Genomic DNA, 16,218 nt, shown 5'->3' with positions numbered 1-16,218 from the left:
GGACAGGAAGCCGCGGGCTGGCGGGGTGGGTCCACGGACAGACACGGCGCGACGCCCTGTCGGGTTTGCGACAAACCCGACACGCGCCCGCCATTCCGGCTGGATGGGTGCATCGCAGCAAGAAGCAGGCCGCTTTTTGATCTGGCTCAAATTGGATCCCCGGCCCTCTGCCCACGCGCATCGAACGCGCGAAGCTGTGAGGGGCGGGGGCGCCTGCCGTGGCGCGAGGGGATTCCCACCGGGCCGCGAGGCGGCTATAGGGATTCCTTACAGCGGGTTCGGCACCTCGTCTGGTGCCGCAAATGAGAGTTGAAAGCACTTTCCCGATTCATTGAACGGCGAAATGCTTTAGAATGGCTGCGGTCCCAAGCTGTCGATCCGGCTGCGGGAGGCTGCGGTACCGCGTTTGACCGTATAATGGTACGGTTGGGGTCGCCTTGCTCCGGCCGTATGCCGTCGTTAGTGAACAAATCGCCGCCCGACCTTAGCGGGTGCGGAGACCTGACGTTGCGTTCATTCATCGCCGCGACCATCGCTTTTGTCCTGACTGTCGCCCTGGCTGTCGCCCTCGTCTCGGTCGGCAGTGGGCCGGCGCGCGCGATGGAGCCCGTTGCGCTGCGGCTCGACGCCAAGGTGACGGACCTTGCCCCCGCCGTGACGCGGGAAACCACGGACAATGGACGCATCCAGATTTCCACCGCCCCGGATTCCGAGGGCGTGGTACGGCGGATCGAGGTGCAGAGCGCCGATGGGCGCCAGCACGCGGAGTGGATCGCCTTCGCGCTCACCAACAATACCGATGAGCAGGTGGACCGCCTCATCGTCGCCCCCCATTACCGCATGGTGGGCTCGGGCCTGTTCTGGCCGGATCTGGGCAATCGACGCATCGTCTCGCTCACGCCCAGCCAGGGCTTCAAGCCCGAGCGGCAGAACTCGCCTGACGCGGACGTTTATCTCGTCACGCTCGATCCCGGCTCCACCGTCACTTTCGTGGCCGAGCTCGGCTCGTCTACCCTGCCGCAGCTCTATCTGTGGGAGCCGGATGCCTACAAGGAGAGGGTGAACGCCTTCACCCTCTACCATGGCATCGTCATCGGCATTGCCGGCCTGCTGGCGCTGTTCCTCACCATCCTGTTCGTGGTGAAGGGCTCGGTGATGTTCCCGGCGGCAGCGGCGCTGGCGTGGGCGGTGCTGGGCTATATCGGCCTCGATTTCGCTTTCTGGTCCAAGGTGTTCGGGCTGTCGCCCCTGGCTGAGCAGTTCTGGCGGGCGGCGGGCGAGGCCTTCCTCACCGCCACCTTGCTGGTGTTCCTGTTCGCCTATCTCAACCTCAATCGCTGGCACGTGCGCTATGTGCACGTGGCCGCCGGCTGGCTCACCTTCCTGGCCGCCCTGGTGGTGGTGGCGCTGCTTGACGCGCCGGTGGCGGCCGGCATCGCGCGCCTGTCGTTGCTGGCGGTGGCGGTGGCCGGGTTCGGCATCGTGCTGTGGCTGTCTCAGCACGGCTATGACCGGGCGGTGCTCATCATCCCCACCTGGTCGCTGCTGCTGGTGTGGGTGCTCATGGCGGGGCTCACGGTGGCCGGCGTCATCAGCAACGATCTCGCCTCGGCGGCCCTGTCGGGTGGCCTGGTGCTGATCGTGATGCTCATCGGCTTCACCGTGATGCAGCACGCCTTCGCCGGCATCGGCGGCATCCAGGGCTCCACCTCCGAGCTGGAGCGCCGCGCGCTGGCGCTGGCCGGCTCCGGTCTCATCGTGTGGGACTGGGACGTGGACACCGACCGGATCTACACCTCGCCAGAGGCGGAGGAGGCCCTGGGCCTGAAGCGCCATTCGCTGGAAACCGAGGCCGCCGGCTGGCTGGAGGTGCTGCACCCCGCCGACCGCGACCGCTTCCGCGCCACCCTCGACGGCATCATCGACCAGCGCCGCGGCCGCATCGACCAGGACTTCCGCCTGAAGGCCATTGATGGCCACTACCTCACCTTCAACCTGAAGGCCCGCCCCGTGGTGGGCGCCGATGGCGAGGTGGTGCGCTGCGTGGGCACCCTGTTCGACGTGACCGGCGAGCGCATCGCCGCCGAGCGCCTGCTGCACGACGCGGTGCGCGACAACCTCACCGGCCTGCCCAATCGCGAGCTGTTCCTCGACCGGCTGGAGCAGGCCCTCGTCCTCGCTCGGCTGGATCCGAAGGTAAAGCCGACGGTGATGGTGATCGACCTGGACCGTTTCAAGCAGGTGAACGTGCAGGTGGGGATGGCGGTGGCCGATTCCATCCTGCTCACGGTCTCCCGCCGCCTGATGCGCCTGCTGCGCCCCCAGGACACGCTGGCCCGCATCTCGGGCGACCAGTTCGGCCTGATCCTGATGTCGGAGCGCGACCCCGAGCGCATCACCACCTTCGCCGACACCCTGCGCCGCTCTTTGCGCGCGCCCATCACCTTCGCCGACAGGGAGATGTTCGTCACCGCCTCCATCGGCCTCGTGCTGTCCGGCCCGGAAGTGGGCAAGCGCGATGAGGTGATGAAGGATGCCGAGCTCGCCATGTATTACGGCAAGCGCATCGGCGGCGACCGCATCGAGGTGTTCCGCCCCGCCATGCGCCAGCAGAAGATCGATCGCGTGGTGCTGGAGGCCGAGCTGGCCGAGGCGCTGAACAATGGCGAGATCTTCGTGCGCTATCAGCCCATCGTGCGGCTTGGTGACCGCGCCATTGGCGGCTTCGAGGCCTATATGCGCTGGAATCATCCGCGCCTGGGCGAGCTCTCCGCCTCTGAATTCCTGCCGCTGGCGGAGGAAACCGGGCTCATCCTCGATCTCGGCCTCTATGTGCTGGAAAAGGCGGCGGGACAGCTGGCCATCTGGCAGCGCATGCTGCGGGTGGACCCGCCGCTGTTTGTGCATGTGAACGTCTCCTCGCGCCAGCTGCTGCGGCATGATCTGGTGCAGGACCTGAAGTCGGTCCTCACCCGCAACCATGTGGCGCCGGGCTCGCTGAAGCTGGAAATCACCGAGACGCTGGTGATGGAAAATCCGGAATATGCCGCGGTCCTGCTGGGCCGCATGCGGGAGCTGGGCGCCGGCCTGGTGCTGGACGATTTCGGCACCGGCTATTCCTCGCTCTCCTATCTCCAGCGCTTCCCGTTCGACACCATCAAGATCGACCAGCATTTCGTGCGCGACACCGCCAAGGGCCCGGCCCGGGCGGCGCGGCCCATCATCGTCAACTCGCTGGTGGAGCTGGCGCACGAGCTGGGCATGGACGTGATCGCGGAAGGCCTGGAGCGCGAGAACGAAGCGGTCCAGATGTCCCAATATGGCTGCGAATATGCTCAGGGCGTCGTGTTCGGTGAGCCGCTGACCGCCGAGGACTGCCGCACCCTCATCGAGCCCGCCCCGGCGGATACGAAGAAGAAGCGCGCCGCTGCCGAGTGACGCGCCGGTCAGGTCCACGCGGCGCTTCCTCTATTCAGTCACGCCTTGAAGGGCTGGCGGCATCGAAGGCGTGCCCGGATGGGGTGGGCCGCGGCAGGCGCTGTGCGCGTGGACCTGGGCGCGGTCTTCGCTGACGTCATTCGCAGCCTGATCTGGTTCGGAAGCGCTGGCCATTCGCACCGCCGGCACAGGCCCCCGCCAGCACTGGCCGTCCGCCGGTATGGGCGCCGGTGTTCCCGTCGGTGTTCCAGTCGGTGCTCGATGCGCGCGGCGGCCAGCTGCCGGGCGCGTGGAGTTCTCGTGCGGGCAGTTCGCGCAAGACTGCTGCCCCGGGGCGACTTTCCGAATTTGAGAGCAGTGGGGCCGCAGCTGAAAACGTCGGCTGCGCGTAATCCCCTCCGGGTCGCCTGCCGGGGCAGGATCAGCGGCTTCGGAGCCCATAGACGCGGGCCGAACAGGCGAGCACCGCAACGGCCAAGACCCCGAGGACCCAGTCTCAGGCGGGATCTCGACGGAGCGAGAACGAACGCCGCGGCCTTACGCTGCTGCTCGCTGCCTCAGGCGTGGCCGGCGTCGCTGGAGAGCATGCCGGGGTCGATGCCCAGCTTCTTCAGGGCAGCGTCGTAGCGGGTTTCCAGGCTGCGTCTGAAGATCAGGTCCGGGTCGGCGGGGCAGTTCAGCCAGCCATTGGCCTGGATCTCCGCTTCCAGCTGACCGGGCGCCCAGCCGGCATAGCCCAGCGCCAGCACCGCATTATGCGGACCGGTGCCGCCGGCAATGGCCTTCAGAATGTCCAGCGTCGCCGTCAGGCAGATGCCGTCATCGATGGGCAGCGTGGAATTCTCAATGAAATAATCGGCCGAATGCAGCACGAAGCCGCGGCCGGTCTCCACCGGCCCGCCTTTCAGCACCTTGATGGCGCCGGCACTTTCGGGCAGCAGGATGCGCTGGGTTGCGGGCACCACGTCCAGCTGCACCAGCAGCTCACCGAAATCGATGTGGTTCGCGGGCTGGTTCACCACGATGCCCATGGCCCCTTCCGAGGAGTGGGCGCAGACATAGACAAGGGTGCGCGCGAACTGCTCGTCGCGCATGGTGGGCATGGCGATCAGCATCTGCCCGTCGAGGAAGCGCGCGCCGCCTTCCCGGGCGTTCGGGGTATCAGTCGCGTTCATGCTGCAAGCGTACCGCGCATCGGGTGTTTTGGGAATGAGCGGATGTGGACAGGGCATCACGTGCTCTTGTCCCCCGGCCGCAGGCGATGGTGCGCCGCGTCTGCTCACAGCCTTGTGCATGCGGGGGGCTTTGCCCCGGGGGCGCGAGAGGCTACCGCCAGCATATGACAAGCATCGCATCTGGCCGCGCGGCGCACGCCGGCTCCGATCCCGCCGTGTCCGCCGACCATAAGATCGCCGTGTGGGCGGGGAGGCTGGCTGTGCTCGCGGCCGTGTTGGCGTTCTGGACCAGCGCGCGGGCGGCGGAAACCGATGCGGTGAGCCTGCCTGGTGCGGAGGTGCGCCTGCTCTCGGCCGGCGGCAGCGGGGCGACGCGCGAGGCGGGCATCGAAATCCGCCTGCAGCCCCACTACAAGACCTATTGGCGCTATCCCGGCGACAGCGGCGTGCCGCCCCTGATCTCCTTCGAGGGCTCGCAGAACGTGGCTGATGTGAAGGTCGGCTGGCCGGCGCCGCGCCGCTTTTCCGATGGCAGCGACGGCTTTTCCATCGGCTACAAATCGAGCGTGCTGTTTCCGCTCACGGTGACGCTGAAGGATCCGGCGCAGCCGGCGCGGCTCGACATGGTGATGGACTTCGCCGTGTGTGAGAAGCTGTGCATGCCGGCCAATGCCCGCCTTGCCCTGGAGCTGGAAACGACGCCCGACCCGGCGGTGGCGAAGCGCATCGCCAGCGCTCGCGCCAAGGTGCCCGAGCCGGCGGAACTGGGGGCGCCGGGCGCCCCCTCCATCCTCTCCGTGCGATTGGATGAGGGTGCGACGCCGCCCCAGCTGGTGGTGGAAGCGCGGGTGGGCACGCCCATGGCCGACCTGTTCGTGGAAGGCCCCGATGCCCATTGGGCCCTGCCGCTGCCGCAAAAGACGGCCCTGCCTGATGGCCTGGCCCGCTTCACCCTGCCGCTGGAAGGCGTGCCAGCCGGAGCGGATCCCCGCGCGGCCCGGCTCACCTTCACGCTGTCCGACACGCCGCGTTCCATCACCACCCAGGCGGTGGCGCAGCCTTAATCGGGGCCCTTTCCTCCTCCGGAAAACTACGTATTGTCCGCGAGCGGCCGTTCCCGGCCGTTTTCTCGTGGAGAGTGCCATGTCCATCTCGGTTGGCGAAAGCCTGCCCTCCGCCACCTTCCGTGTGATGACCGCCGATGGTCCGGTGCAGAAGAGCACGGACGAGGTGTTCAAGGGCAAGCGGGTGGTGCTGTTCGCGGTGCCGGGCGCCTTCACGCCCACCTGCCACCGCAACCATCTCCCAGGCTTCGTGGCCAATGCCGATGCCATCAAGGCCAAAGGCATCGACACCATCGCCGTGGTGGCGGTGAATGATCCGTTCGTGATGGGGGCTTGGGAGAATGCCTCCGGCGCCGCCGGCAAGATCCTGTTCCTGGCGGATGCCGACGCGAGCTTCTCCAAAGCCCTGGGTCTCACCTTCGATGGTTCGGCCGCTGGCCTCGGCGTTCGGTCCCAGCGCTATTCCATGGTGGTGGAAGACGGCGTGGTGAAGGTGCTCAATGTCGAGGATTCGCCCGGCAAGGCTGACGTTTCCGGCGCCACTGCCCTGCTCGGCCAGCTCTGAGCCGGCGGGCGAGCGCCCGCGTCTGCGCGCGAGCGGACGCCGCCCTGGCGGCGTCCGGCCTTCGCCTCAGGCGATGATGTCGGGGAAGAGCTGATCCTCGATATGGGTGATGCGGTCCTTGAGCTGGAGCTTGCGCTTCTTCAGCCGCTGCACCTGGAGCACGTCGGAGCCCGAAACCACGGTCAGGGCTTCTATGGCGACATCGAGATCCCGATGCTCCTGCCTCAGACGCTCCAGAAGGATCTTCAGATCCCGTTCCTCGTCAATGGTCATGCACCCATCCGTCGCAACCCGCGCCCGGCCCGGTCACCCGCGGGCGACACCCCCGAAAGGGTGATGCCGTCAGGCAGGGCGGCCGATCCGCATCCCCCAAAGGACGGGTCGGTGCCCATTGGCGACGATTGCCCGCCGCGCCGGCCGGGGCTTCCCCCGCTGCGCCCCCGAAAGGACGTTCCCCACATGGCGGCGGAGCGCCGCCATGCCCTCGATCACATCTTCGACAGAACGGGTCCCGCACCCGGTGCCCGCCGCGCGCCGCGAGCGCGCCAAACGACTATGGCATGGGCTTTTCGCACTGCAAGACATCTTCCGACGCAAAGAGCAAGAAAGGTGGTCGACTTCACGTCAGCTCCATGACACACTCAAAAGCGTGATGCAGACAGGGAGTGGCTCAGTATGTCCATCCAGTCGCACCTTCAGGAGTTGAAGCGTCGCCACGCGGCTCTCGATCAGGAGATCGCCCGCGAGCTTGCCTCCCCCGCCAAGGACTCGGTCCGGGTTGCGGAACTCAAGCGCAGAAAGCTTGTCCTCAAGGACGAAATGAATCGCCTCGGCGAATCGTCCACAATCCATTGATGATCAACCGGTGATGTCACCGACGTGGGGCCTTGCTCTGCGGCGGCGGATGGACCGCGGTTAAGGCCGAAGGCACGCGCCTGCGGGCGGGCCCCGGGCGATGTCGTGTGCGCGGTGCCGGAAGCGGCGTCGCTCGGACGGCACCGGGCCCTCTCGGGCGCAGGCGGAGCGCATCCCCTTTGCGTTCCGCCGCCGGTGGCTTAAATCGGGCGTCATGGCCCCACCGCTGATCCTGCTCCAAGACATCCATCTGCGCTTCGGCGCCACCCCTCTCCTCGACGGGGCGGACTTGTCCGTCTCCGCCGGTGATCGAGTCTGCTTGGTCGGCCGCAACGGCTCGGGCAAGTCGACGCTGCTCAAGGTGGCGGCGGGATTGATCGCGCCCGATGACGGGACGCGCTTCTTCCAGCCCGGCGCAACCGTGCGCTATCTGCCGCAGGAGCCGGACTTCACCGGCTATGCGACCACGCTTGCCTATGTCGAGGCCGGCCTCGGCCCCGGCGACGACGCCTACCGTGCCCAATATCTCCTGGAACAGCTGGGTTTGACCGGCCAGGAGGACCCCGCCCATCTCTCTGGCGGGGAGGCGCGGCGGGCGGCGCTCGCGCGCGTCATCGCCCCCGAGCCGGACGTGCTGCTGCTGGACGAGCCCACCAACCATCTCGATCTGCCCGCCATCGAGTGGCTGGAAACCGAGCTTAGGTCGCTGAAATCCGCCATCGTGCTCATCAGCCATGACCGGCGCTTCCTGGAAAACCTGTCCCGCGTCACGGTCTGGCTCGATCGCGGCGAGACACGGCGGCTGGAGCAGGGCTTTTCCGGCTTCGAGGCTTGGCGCGACGGCGTGCTGGAGCAGGAAGAGACGGAGCGCCACAAGCTCGACCGCAAGATTGTCGCGGAGCTGGACTGGCTGCGCTACGGCGTCACCGCGCGGCGCAAGCGGAACGTGCGGCGCCTGGGCCTCCTGCATTCCATGCGCAAGGAGCGGCGTGAGGAACGCCGCGCCCAGGGTAATGTGAAGCTCCAGGTCAGCGAGGGCGAGACCTCCGGCAAGCTGGTCATCGAGGCCAAGGCCATCTCCAAGGCCTATGGCGAGCAGGAGGTGGTGAAGGAGTTTTCCACCCGCATCCAGCGCGGCGACCGCATCGGCATCGTCGGGCCGAACGGGGCGGGCAAGACCACGCTCATCAAGCTGCTGACAGGCGAGATCGCGCCTGATTCGGGCACGGTGAAGCTGGGCACCAACCTGGAAATCGCCTCCCTCGACCAGAAGCGTTCGGCGCTCGCCCCCACCACGACCCTGCGCGACGCCCTCACCGGCGGCGGCTCCGACACGGTGATGGTGGGCGGTACGCCCAAGCACGTCATGGGCTATCTGAAGGACTTCCTCTTCACGCCCGAGCAGGCCAATACGCCGCTTTCCGTGCTTTCGGGCGGCGAGCGGGGTCGGCTGATGCTGGCGCGGGCCCTGGCCTTGCCCTCCAACCTGCTGGTGCTGGACGAGCCCACCAACGACCTCGACCTGGAAACCCTCGATCTGCTTCAGGAAATGGTGGCCGACTATCCCGGCACCGTGATCCTGGTGAGCCATGATCGTGACTTTCTGGACCGCACGGTGACCAGCGTCATCATGGCCGAGGGCCACGGCCTGTTCCGCGAATATGCGGGCGGCTATTCGGACATGCTCACCCAGCGCGGGCGGGGCGTGGAGGCCAAGGCGAAGGCACCCGCCGGCACCGCCGCGAGCGCGCCGAAGGAGGCGGCAAAGGAGGCGGCCCCGAAGGAAAAAGCGAAAAAGCGCCTCTCCTTCCACGAGCAGCACGCCTTGAAGACGCTGCCTGACACCATGGACAAGCTGCGCGCGCAGATCGCCAAGCTCGCCACGACCATGGCCGATCCCAGTCTTTACGCCCGCGACCCGGCCACCTTCGAGAAAACCTCCGCCGCCCTCGCCAAGGCCCAGGCCGAGCTGGATGCGGCGGAAGAGGAATGGCTGCGGCTGGAGATCCTCAAGGAAGAACTGGAAGGCTGAGCCGGCCCCCTTCGGTCCGCAAGGCCCCCGCCGCGCGTCCCCAATTCGTGTGCCTTCTCCCGCTTGCGGGGGAGGGCGGGAAGCGGGGAGAGGCGTGGTGGCCAGATTCGTCGGCGCCCTCAGGCCTGTCGCCATTCAATGCGCGTGGCGCGGCTTCCTCTCCGGTTTTCGGGGAGGGTTGGGGGGCAAAACGGCGGGAAAGTGCCCCCCGGCGGCACGGCGAATGGCACCGCCTCGAAAGTCCCAAAAGTCTTGCATCTCAAATCTTTGCACCGCTGAGGCGGTCACGGTCCAAGCGGTCCTGTCCCCTCCATCCCTCTTCCTCGCAAGCGGGAGAGGGAACGCGCCGTCGGCAAACCGCTGTTCTTGAACGTTGATCGGACCTGGAGGGCCGTCATCCGCTCAAAAGCGGCATTTCGGGCTTCAACGCGCCGGCCCTCACCCGCGTGGGAGAGGGGGCGAGGGATGCCGTGCCTGGTCGCGCGCACCGCGGGGGCGCCTCTCGTCGTCCCCGCGCTTTGACCGCCTCTCACGTTTTTTGGAAACGCTGAAGCGGTCTATCCTTTCGTTCGCATGCGTTTCCTTCGTGCGAACCGGTGCCCACTTCCCTCGGCAACGCTCAGCCGACGGTGAGCACGATCTTGCCGATATGCGCGCTGGAATCCATGCGGGCGTGGGCGGCTGCGGCGTCCTTCAGGGGGAAGGCCTGGTCCATCACCGGGCGCACGGTTCCCGCCGTCACCAGTGGCCACACCTTCTCCACCACGGCCGCGGACAGCGCCGCCTTTTCCGAGAGCGGGCGCGAGCGCAGGGTGGAGCCGGTGTGGGTGAGGCGCTTCAGCATCACGCGCATGAAGTCCACCTCGGCCTTGGACCCCTTCTGGAAGGCGATCTGCACGATGCGCCCGTCGACGGCGGCGGCCTCGTAATTCTTCTGGATGTAGGGGCCGCCGATGATATCGAGAATCACGTTGGCGCCCTTGCCGGCGGTGGCGCTCTTCACCTCGGGCACGAAGTCCTTGGTGTTGTAGTTCACCGCCACGTCGGCGCCCAGCTTCAGGCAGGCGTCGCATTTCTCGTCGGAGCCCGCGGTCACGATCACCCGCGCGCCGAAGGCCTTGGCGAGCTGGATGGCGGTGGTGCCTATGCCGCTGCTGCCGCCATGCACCAGCAGCCACTCGCCGGCCTTAAGCCCGCCGCGCTCGAACACATTGCTCCACACGGTGAAGACCGTTTCGGGCAGGGCCGCGGCCTCGGGGGCGGAAAGGCCGGTGGGGATGGGCAGGCAGGTGGCTTCCGGCGCCGTGCAATATTCCGCATAGCCGCCGCCCGAGACGAGGGCGCACAGGCGATCGCCGATCTTGAAGTGGCTCGCGCCTTCGCCCAGCGCCACCACCGTGCCGGCAATCTCCAGGCCGGGAATGTCGGAGGCGCCGGCCGGCGGCGGATAAAGGCCGCGGCGCTGCATCACGTCGGGCCGGTTCACGCCGGCCGCCTCCACCTTCAGCAGCACCTCGCCGGGGGACGGCCGGGGAACCGGGCGCTGCTCCGGCACCAGAACTTCGGGGCCGCCGGGCTTGGAAATGGCGATGGCGGTCATGGTGGCGGGCACGGCCGGCTCTGTCATGGCAAGGCTCCCAAAGGCTCAGGTGGCGCTTTGTAGCCCCGCCGCCGACGGACGCAAAGCACTGCCCCTTCAGCAGCCCCCTTCATGGCGGAAGGAGGGCCCGCTAACATGCGGAGGAGCAGCGAGAGGAGGATGAGCATGGACGAGGAACGGCCGGCGCCACCGTCCGATCCCTTGGTGGGTGTGGATGTGTCGCGCCTCTCGGTGGATGAGATCAGGGAGCGCATCGAGGCGCTCAAAGGCGAGATTGTGCGCCTGGAAGCCGCCCTCGCGAAGAAGGAGGCCTCCCGTGCCGCCGCGGACGCCGCCTTCAAGTTCTAGCGCGGGAGGCGCGGCGAATCGTTTGCCGCCCGTAGATTGAGGCAACTGGACGTGGGCCGTGCCTGCCACGGGATCGTTAACTTCGCGTTAACCCTGCGGTGTGAAACTGCGTCTGTCCGGTGCATGGAGCTTTAGCCCCGGACTTCTGGCAACTCTCCCTGTCAGACTCACGAGCCGCCGCAAGGCGGCTCCTCTTTCGAAGGGCTCCTTTCGCCCCTCTCGTGCCCGGTTTCCCCATGGGGCGCGCCTTTAGCGGCCTTTACCTTTTGCGCGCGGCGGCGTCATGTGGCGCCGCGCGAAGGCGGATGGCGGAGAGGTGGCGGCGCGTGGGACAAAACGCGGGAACGGTGTCGGCGGCTCTGGAGCCGGTGTTCGCGGGCGGCATGGCGCTGCTGGCCGAGGCGCGCGCGCGTCTCGCCGATGACCGCGTCACCGTTGGGCTCGATGGGGCCGGACGTGGCGGCCTCTCCGTTCTCCTGCTGGATCTGTCCACCGCATTGATGCTGCTGCGCGCCGTGGCCGAAGGTGACATGGCGCCGACGCCTGCGTGCGATGAAGCCGAGCGGCTGCATCTGCCGGAGCAGGTGGCGCAAGTGCTTACGCCGGCCTTGCGCGGTGCACGGGCTCCCGCCCTTCAAGTGGTGCTGCTTCAGGTTTCCGGCCTCGCCGCCCAGGTGCTGGCGCTTTTGGACACGCTGGCCTTCGAGACCACCGAGCTGCCCGCAGGGCTGGATGCGGTGGGGCCATGGTCCCTCAATGGCGAGACGGACCTTGAGGAGCCATCGGCTCCAGCGCGTCCCCGGCTGCGCCTGGTGACCCCTGAGAACGACGCTTAGGGCGCTTTCAAGCAAAGCAGACGCCAAGCAAAGCAGACGCCGGATTTCCGAAGGACCGCGCGTAAAAAACCGCGAGGATCGACCTTCAGCATCAGCGATGGCCTCCTGGCCGGGCACCGGGAGGCATCTTGCGCGGGGGCCGCCTCTCTCGCCCGCAGGGGAGGGCGCCGGCGTTCGGAATGCGGGCTCAGGGCGTTTCCGAGCGAAGGGGAAAGCGGTTCGCGTGAAAGAGCTGCGCAAAAACAAAAGGATAGGTTGCTTTAGCGCTTCCATGAGAAGCTGAAGCGATACGGCGGCGATGTGAGGCAACGGCTCGGAAATCTGCGGCGGCCTGCCTTTCGAACTCCGCAGCCATCGAGGCGGTCATAGCCCCTGGTCAGCTGTCGGGAGTGAGGCTCCAGCCTCCGCTTGCCTCCTGAATATCGGTTGATTCCAGAGCCTTTCCGCTTTCCCGCGACACGGCGGAAGGTGCAAAAGCCCGTGGGAGCCGCGCTCCGGCCCGCCCCTGAGCCCCCCTTGGGGGCGGAAAAGCTACGCCATCAGCTGTTGCCCCCACAGCGCCTGGCATCATCGCGGCGACTGGCTCAGATCGCGCGCACCGCAGGGGCGCTCAAAAGCAAAAAGCCGCGTGGGCATCCGTGGGATGCACGCGGCTTGTCGTCGGTTCCGAAAACGCCCCTTGCGGAGGCAAGGCCCGCGAGAGCGGGCCTTTGGCCGGATCGTTGCGCTTCCTGGCGCCCTTTGGTGTTTCACACCTGCGTGAGGGAAGCTGCGGCGCGGGCGCGCAGCTCTCCCAAAGGCACGGGCGCGGTCGGGGCTCAGCCCTTGAGCAGCGCGCCGAACTTGTTCTTGAAGCGGGACACGCGGCCGCCGCGGTCCATCAGCTGCTGGGTGCCGCCGGTCCAGGCCGGATGGGTACGCGGATCGATGTCGAGCTGGAGGGTGTCACCGTCCTTGCCGTAGGTCGACCGGGTCGTGTACTCGCTGCCGTCCGTCATCACCACCTTGATGAAGTGGTAGTCGGGATGGATATCGCTCTTCATTGTCTCAATCCTTTTGGCCTCGCCGGGCTCACGGGACGATCCCGTAAATTCCCGACGCGCTCAAATTCGTTTCCTGCCGGAAGTGGCGGGTCTATAGCTGAGAGCCACCTTTGACACAAGCCGACCTTGCCCCCGAACCCGCCGCCCAACCTGCATTTGAAGAGAATGCGCGGCCCAAGCGACGCTCCCTCGGCCCCCTGAAGGGATTGTGGCCCCATCTCGTGCGCTATCGCGGGCGATTGCTCGCGGCGCTCGGCGCGATCCTGATTGCCGCCCTCGCGACCCTGGCGCTGCCGCTCGCCGTGCGGCGGATGATCGATTTCGGCTTTGCCGCCGACCAGGCGGGGCTGGTGGATCGCTATTTCGAGGTGCTGGTGGCGGTGGTGGCCGTGCTCGCCGCTGCGTCCGCCGCCCGCTACTACCTCGTCACCACCTTGGGCGAGCGGGTGGTGTCGGACTTGCGCACGGCGGTGTTCGCCCGCCTCGTGACCCTGGACGGCGCTTTTTATGATACCGCCCGTTCCGGCGAGCTGACCTCGCGGCTGACGGCCGACACCACGCAGATCAAGGCGGCGGTGGGTGCCTCGGCCTCCACCGCTTTGCGCAATCTCGTGCTGTGCCTCGGCTCCATCATCATGATGGTGGTGACGAGCGCCCATCTCTCCGGCCTCGTGCTCATCGCCATTCCCATCATCGTGCTGCCGCTGGTGGCGGCGGGTCGCAAGGTGCGCAGCCGCTCGCGCGCCGCCCAGGACACCCTGGCGGATGCTTCCGCCTATGCGGCCGAGGCTTTGGGCGCCATGCGCTCGCTCCAGGCTTCCACCGCCGAGGGCGCGGCCCTGGCGCGCTTTGGCGGGGCGGTGGAACGGGCCTTCGGAGCGGCGCAGGAGGCAAGCCGGGCGCGGGCCATTCTCACTGCCATCGGCATCTTCCTGGTGTTCGCCTCCATCGTGGTGGTGCTGTGGGTGGGCGCCCAGTCGGTGCTCAACGGCACCATGAGCGCCGGCGCCCTCAGCCAATTCGTCCTTTATGCGGTGCTGGCGGCGTCGTCTTTGGGCGATCTCTCCCAGACCTGGGGCGAGGCGTCCGCCGCCGCCGGCGCCGCCGAGCGCATCGCCGAGCTCCTGAAGGTGCAGCCGCAGGTGAAGGCGCCGGCGAAGCCCACGGCGCTGCCGGCGCGCATCGCGGGGGCCATCCGGTTCGAGGAGGTGAGTTTCGCCTATCCCAGCCGGCCTGATGCCAATGCGCTGCACAATATCGCGTTCGAGATCCGCCCCGGCGAGCGGGTGGCGCTGGTGGGCCCCTCGGGGGCGGGCAAGAGCACGGTATTCCAGCTGCTGGAGCGCTTCTACGATCCGCAGGCGGGCCGCATCACCTTCGACGGTATCGACATTCACGCCTGCGATCCGGTGGCGGTGCGCCACCAAATGGCGCTGGTGCCGCAGGAGGTGGCCATTTTCGCGGACACGGTGCGCGGCAATATCCGCCTCGGCCGACCCGATGCCACCGACGCGGAGGTGGAAGCCGCCGGCCGCGCGGCCCTGGTGGACGAGTTCGTGGCGCGCCTGCCGCAGGGCTGGGACACACAGGTGGGCGAGCGGGGCGTCACCCTTTCGGGCGGCCAGCGCCAGCGCATCGTGATCGCCCGTGCCATCCTGCGCGCGGCGCCCATATTGCTGCTGGACGAGGCCACCAGCGCCCTTGATGCGGAGAGCGAGACCCTGGTGCAGACCGCCCTGGAGCGCTCCATGGAGGGGCGCACCACTCTGGTGATCGCCCACCGCCTCGCCACTGTCCTGTCCGCCGACCGCATCTTGGTGATGGAGGCAGGCCGCGTCGTGGACGAGGGCAGCCATGCCGAGCTGGTGGCCAAAGGCGGGCTTTATGCGCGCCTCGCCGCTCTGCAGTTCAACGCGGCAGGGTAGGGCGGGCCGCCGGGGTGTGCTCCTGAAGCCTGCGGCACGCGAGTGGAAGTCGTCGGCATTCATGGGCTGTTGCTCAAGCCCGCGCCGCGCTGTGGTGAACCCAGCGGGCGCCGGCCTGCAACGGGGCCGCAGGCAGCATGCGCCCCGTTATCGCCGAGGCCGGGGCCGTTCGCCATTCAGCGTCCCTGTCGCCGCGCCCTTTCCCGCCGGCCGGGAAGGGGCTGGGGCAAAACGTTGGGCGTGGGGACCCGGCGGCGAGGCGAAGGCCCTGGGAACAGCCTCCACGCCTTGGATGCCTGTCGTTCCCCGCCGGGACTGCCCCCATACTCCGGGCGGAAGAGGGCTGGGGATCGGGCGGGACCGGCCCTGCGGTAGAAGGGATTGGTGTTCGAGACCTTTCGGCTCATCGCCGCGCGGCCCCCGCGCCGCTCGGTCCCGCTCCCCACATTTTGCCCCACAAGAACGGGAGAGGGAGCGTCATGAACGACACGTTGCTGGCTGCGCAGAAGTGCATGCCGCGTGGGCTGAATGTTGGTGGGGCCTAGCACTACTTTGGCAGATTAACGGATTGATAACGTTGAGGTGTTGAGGTTTGCGCCCGGATGGGAGCGCAGGCCATGGCGATCTGGGATGAGGCGCTGGGGGAGTTTCTGAAGCCCTTCGTGGCCCTGCTGGGGCACAAGAAGCGGCGGCAGATGTGTCCGCTCTATGTGGCGGGGCTGATTGGTCCGGGCGAGCGCAAGAGCATGCAGCCCATGGCCGAGCGGCTCGAGCCGACACGGTATGACCGCTTCCACCACTTCATCTCGGATGGTCTATGGGACGAGGCCCCCTTGAAGCGGAACTCGCCCGCGCCGCCGACCGCCTCGTGGGGGACCCGATGCCATCCTCGTCATCGACGACACGAGCCTGCCCAAGAAGGGCAGCCATTCGGTTGGCGTGGCGCCGCAATACGCCTCCATGCTGGGCAAGCGCGCCAACTGCCAGACTTTGGTCTCCGTCACACTCGCGAGGGACGAGGTGCCCGTGGCCGTGGGCCTGCGCCTGTTCCTGCCTCAGACCTGGACCGATGATGTCGAACGCATGGTCACCGCCGGTGTACCAGAGCGGTTCCAGGCACCGCGCTCCAAGCCTGAGATCGCCCTTGATGAGATCGATCGCGTCAGGGCGCTGGGCGTGCGTTTCGGACTGGTCCTGGCCGATGCCGGCTACGGCATGTCCGCCTCCTTCCGCCAAGGCCTGAGCACACGCGGCCTCACCTGGGCCGTGGGCATCCCGAAGCACCAAAAGGTCTATCCGGCCGATGTTGCGCTCATCTTCCCCGTTGCCGGGCGCGG

At 67.6% G+C, this 16,218-nt stretch carries 12 protein-coding genes and 1 pseudogene; 9 read left to right on the top strand and 4 right to left on the bottom strand.

Annotated elements, in window-relative coordinates:
* The first annotated feature begins 600 nt into the window (after positions 1-600).
* The gene (locus L0966_RS07900; protein ID WP_234051673.1) at positions 601-3,438 is read left to right on the top strand and encodes an EAL domain-containing protein; all 2,838 of its coding nucleotides are present in this window, start codon (positions 601-603) and stop codon (positions 3,436-3,438) included.
* A 557-nt stretch (positions 3,439-3,995) separates the two neighbouring features.
* Here the strand turns inward: L0966_RS07900 and L0966_RS07895 are convergent.
* A complete protein-coding gene (locus L0966_RS07895; RefSeq protein ID WP_234051342.1) occupies positions 3,996-4,613 on the bottom strand; it encodes a YqgE/AlgH family protein in 618 nt (205 codons plus the stop codon).
* A gap of 215 nt (positions 4,614-4,828) precedes the next feature.
* Here L0966_RS07895 and L0966_RS07890 point away from each other — a divergent pair, with 215 nt between their 5' ends.
* Both L0966_RS07890 and L0966_RS07885 read left to right on the top strand, forming a co-directional pair.
* Complete coding sequence (locus tag L0966_RS07890) at positions 4,829-5,677, top strand: protein-disulfide reductase DsbD domain-containing protein (protein WP_234051341.1); 849 nt, start codon at positions 4,829-4,831, stop codon at positions 5,675-5,677.
* Between the two features lie 79 nt (positions 5,678-5,756).
* The gene (locus tag L0966_RS07885) at positions 5,757-6,242 is read left to right on the top strand and encodes a peroxiredoxin (protein ID WP_234051340.1); all 486 of its coding nucleotides are present in this window, start codon (positions 5,757-5,759) and stop codon (positions 6,240-6,242) included.
* A gap of 66 nt (positions 6,243-6,308) precedes the next feature.
* Here the strand turns inward: L0966_RS07885 and L0966_RS07880 are convergent, their stop codons facing one another.
* Positions 6,309-6,515, bottom strand: coding sequence for a YdcH family protein (locus tag L0966_RS07880; protein ID WP_234051339.1), 207 nt, complete (start codon positions 6,513-6,515; stop codon positions 6,309-6,311).
* A gap of 402 nt (positions 6,516-6,917) precedes the next feature.
* Between L0966_RS07880 and L0966_RS07875 the strand changes: the two genes are divergently transcribed.
* Positions 6,918-7,097 carry a YdcH family protein gene (locus L0966_RS07875; protein ID WP_234051337.1) on the top strand — a complete coding sequence of 60 codons (180 nt, stop codon included), beginning with the start codon at positions 6,918-6,920 and terminating at the stop codon, positions 7,095-7,097.
* 214 nt (positions 7,098-7,311) lie between these two features.
* Positions 7,312-9,129, top strand: coding sequence for an ABC-F family ATP-binding cassette domain-containing protein (locus L0966_RS07870; RefSeq protein WP_234051336.1), 1,818 nt, complete (start codon positions 7,312-7,314; stop codon positions 9,127-9,129).
* Positions 9,130-9,748: 619 nt separating this feature from the next.
* On the opposite strand, the gene L0966_RS07865 is transcribed toward L0966_RS07870, so the two are convergent.
* The gene (locus L0966_RS07865; RefSeq protein ID WP_234051335.1) at positions 9,749-10,756 is read right to left on the bottom strand and encodes an NAD(P)H-quinone oxidoreductase; all 1,008 of its coding nucleotides are present in this window, start codon (positions 10,754-10,756) and stop codon (positions 9,749-9,751) included.
* Positions 10,757-10,894: 138 nt separating this feature from the next.
* Between L0966_RS07865 and L0966_RS07860 the strand changes: the two genes are divergently transcribed.
* Together L0966_RS07860 and L0966_RS07855 are read left to right on the top strand one after the other, a co-directional pair.
* The gene (locus tag L0966_RS07860; RefSeq protein WP_234051334.1) at positions 10,895-11,077 is read left to right on the top strand and encodes a DUF1192 domain-containing protein; all 183 of its coding nucleotides are present in this window, start codon (positions 10,895-10,897) and stop codon (positions 11,075-11,077) included.
* Between the two features lie 326 nt (positions 11,078-11,403).
* On the top strand, positions 11,404-11,913 hold the full coding sequence (locus L0966_RS07855; RefSeq protein WP_234051332.1) for a DUF1465 family protein: 510 nt from the start codon (positions 11,404-11,406) through the stop codon (positions 11,911-11,913).
* Positions 11,914-12,731: 818 nt separating this feature from the next.
* Here the strand turns inward: L0966_RS07855 and rpmE are convergent.
* On the bottom strand, positions 12,732-12,956 hold the full coding sequence (rpmE, locus tag L0966_RS07850; protein ID WP_234051330.1) for a 50S ribosomal protein L31: 225 nt from the start codon (positions 12,954-12,956) through the stop codon (positions 12,732-12,734).
* A gap of 110 nt (positions 12,957-13,066) precedes the next feature.
* On the opposite strand from rpmE, the gene L0966_RS07845 reads away from it, so the two are divergent.
* Positions 13,067-14,881 carry an ABC transporter transmembrane domain-containing protein gene (locus L0966_RS07845; protein ID WP_234051329.1) on the top strand — a complete coding sequence of 605 codons (1,815 nt, stop codon included), beginning with the start codon at positions 13,067-13,069 and terminating at the stop codon, positions 14,879-14,881.
* A 617-nt stretch (positions 14,882-15,498) separates the two neighbouring features.
* Positions 15,499-16,218: pseudogene (locus tag L0966_RS07840) on the top strand (IS701 family transposase); the annotation flags it as partial.

The sequence above is a fragment of the Xanthobacter sp. NM-59 genome (assembly GCF_021401125.1).
GTDB lineage: Bacteria > Pseudomonadota > Alphaproteobacteria > Rhizobiales > Xanthobacteraceae > Xanthobacter.
Note: the sequence above shows the minus strand (reverse complement) of the source record. Positions and strands in the feature narration are given on the sequence as shown.

Excerpts from the sequence above, each read along its gene's own strand:
- L0966_RS07865 (WP_234051335.1), bottom strand. The coding sequence starts at position 10,756 with ATGACAGAGCCGGCCGTGCCCGCCACCATGACCGCCATCGCCATTTCC.
- L0966_RS07885 (WP_234051340.1), top strand. The coding sequence starts at position 5,757 with ATGTCCATCTCGGTTGGCGAAAGCCTGCCCTCCGCCACCTTCCGTGTG.
- L0966_RS07895 (WP_234051342.1), bottom strand. The coding sequence starts at position 4,613 with ATGAACGCGACTGATACCCCGAACGCCCGGGAAGGCGGCGCGCGCTTC.
- L0966_RS07870 (WP_234051336.1), top strand. The coding sequence starts at position 7,312 with ATGGCCCCACCGCTGATCCTGCTCCAAGACATCCATCTGCGCTTCGGC.
- L0966_RS07875 (WP_234051337.1), top strand. The coding sequence starts at position 6,918 with ATGTCCATCCAGTCGCACCTTCAGGAGTTGAAGCGTCGCCACGCGGCT.
- rpmE (WP_234051330.1), bottom strand. The coding sequence starts at position 12,956 with ATGAAGAGCGATATCCATCCCGACTACCACTTCATCAAGGTGGTGATG.
- L0966_RS07860 (WP_234051334.1), top strand. The coding sequence starts at position 10,895 with ATGGACGAGGAACGGCCGGCGCCACCGTCCGATCCCTTGGTGGGTGTG.
- L0966_RS07900 (WP_234051673.1), top strand. The coding sequence starts at position 601 with ATGGAGCCCGTTGCGCTGCGGCTCGACGCCAAGGTGACGGACCTTGCC.
- L0966_RS07880 (WP_234051339.1), bottom strand. The coding sequence starts at position 6,515 with ATGACCATTGACGAGGAACGGGATCTGAAGATCCTTCTGGAGCGTCTG.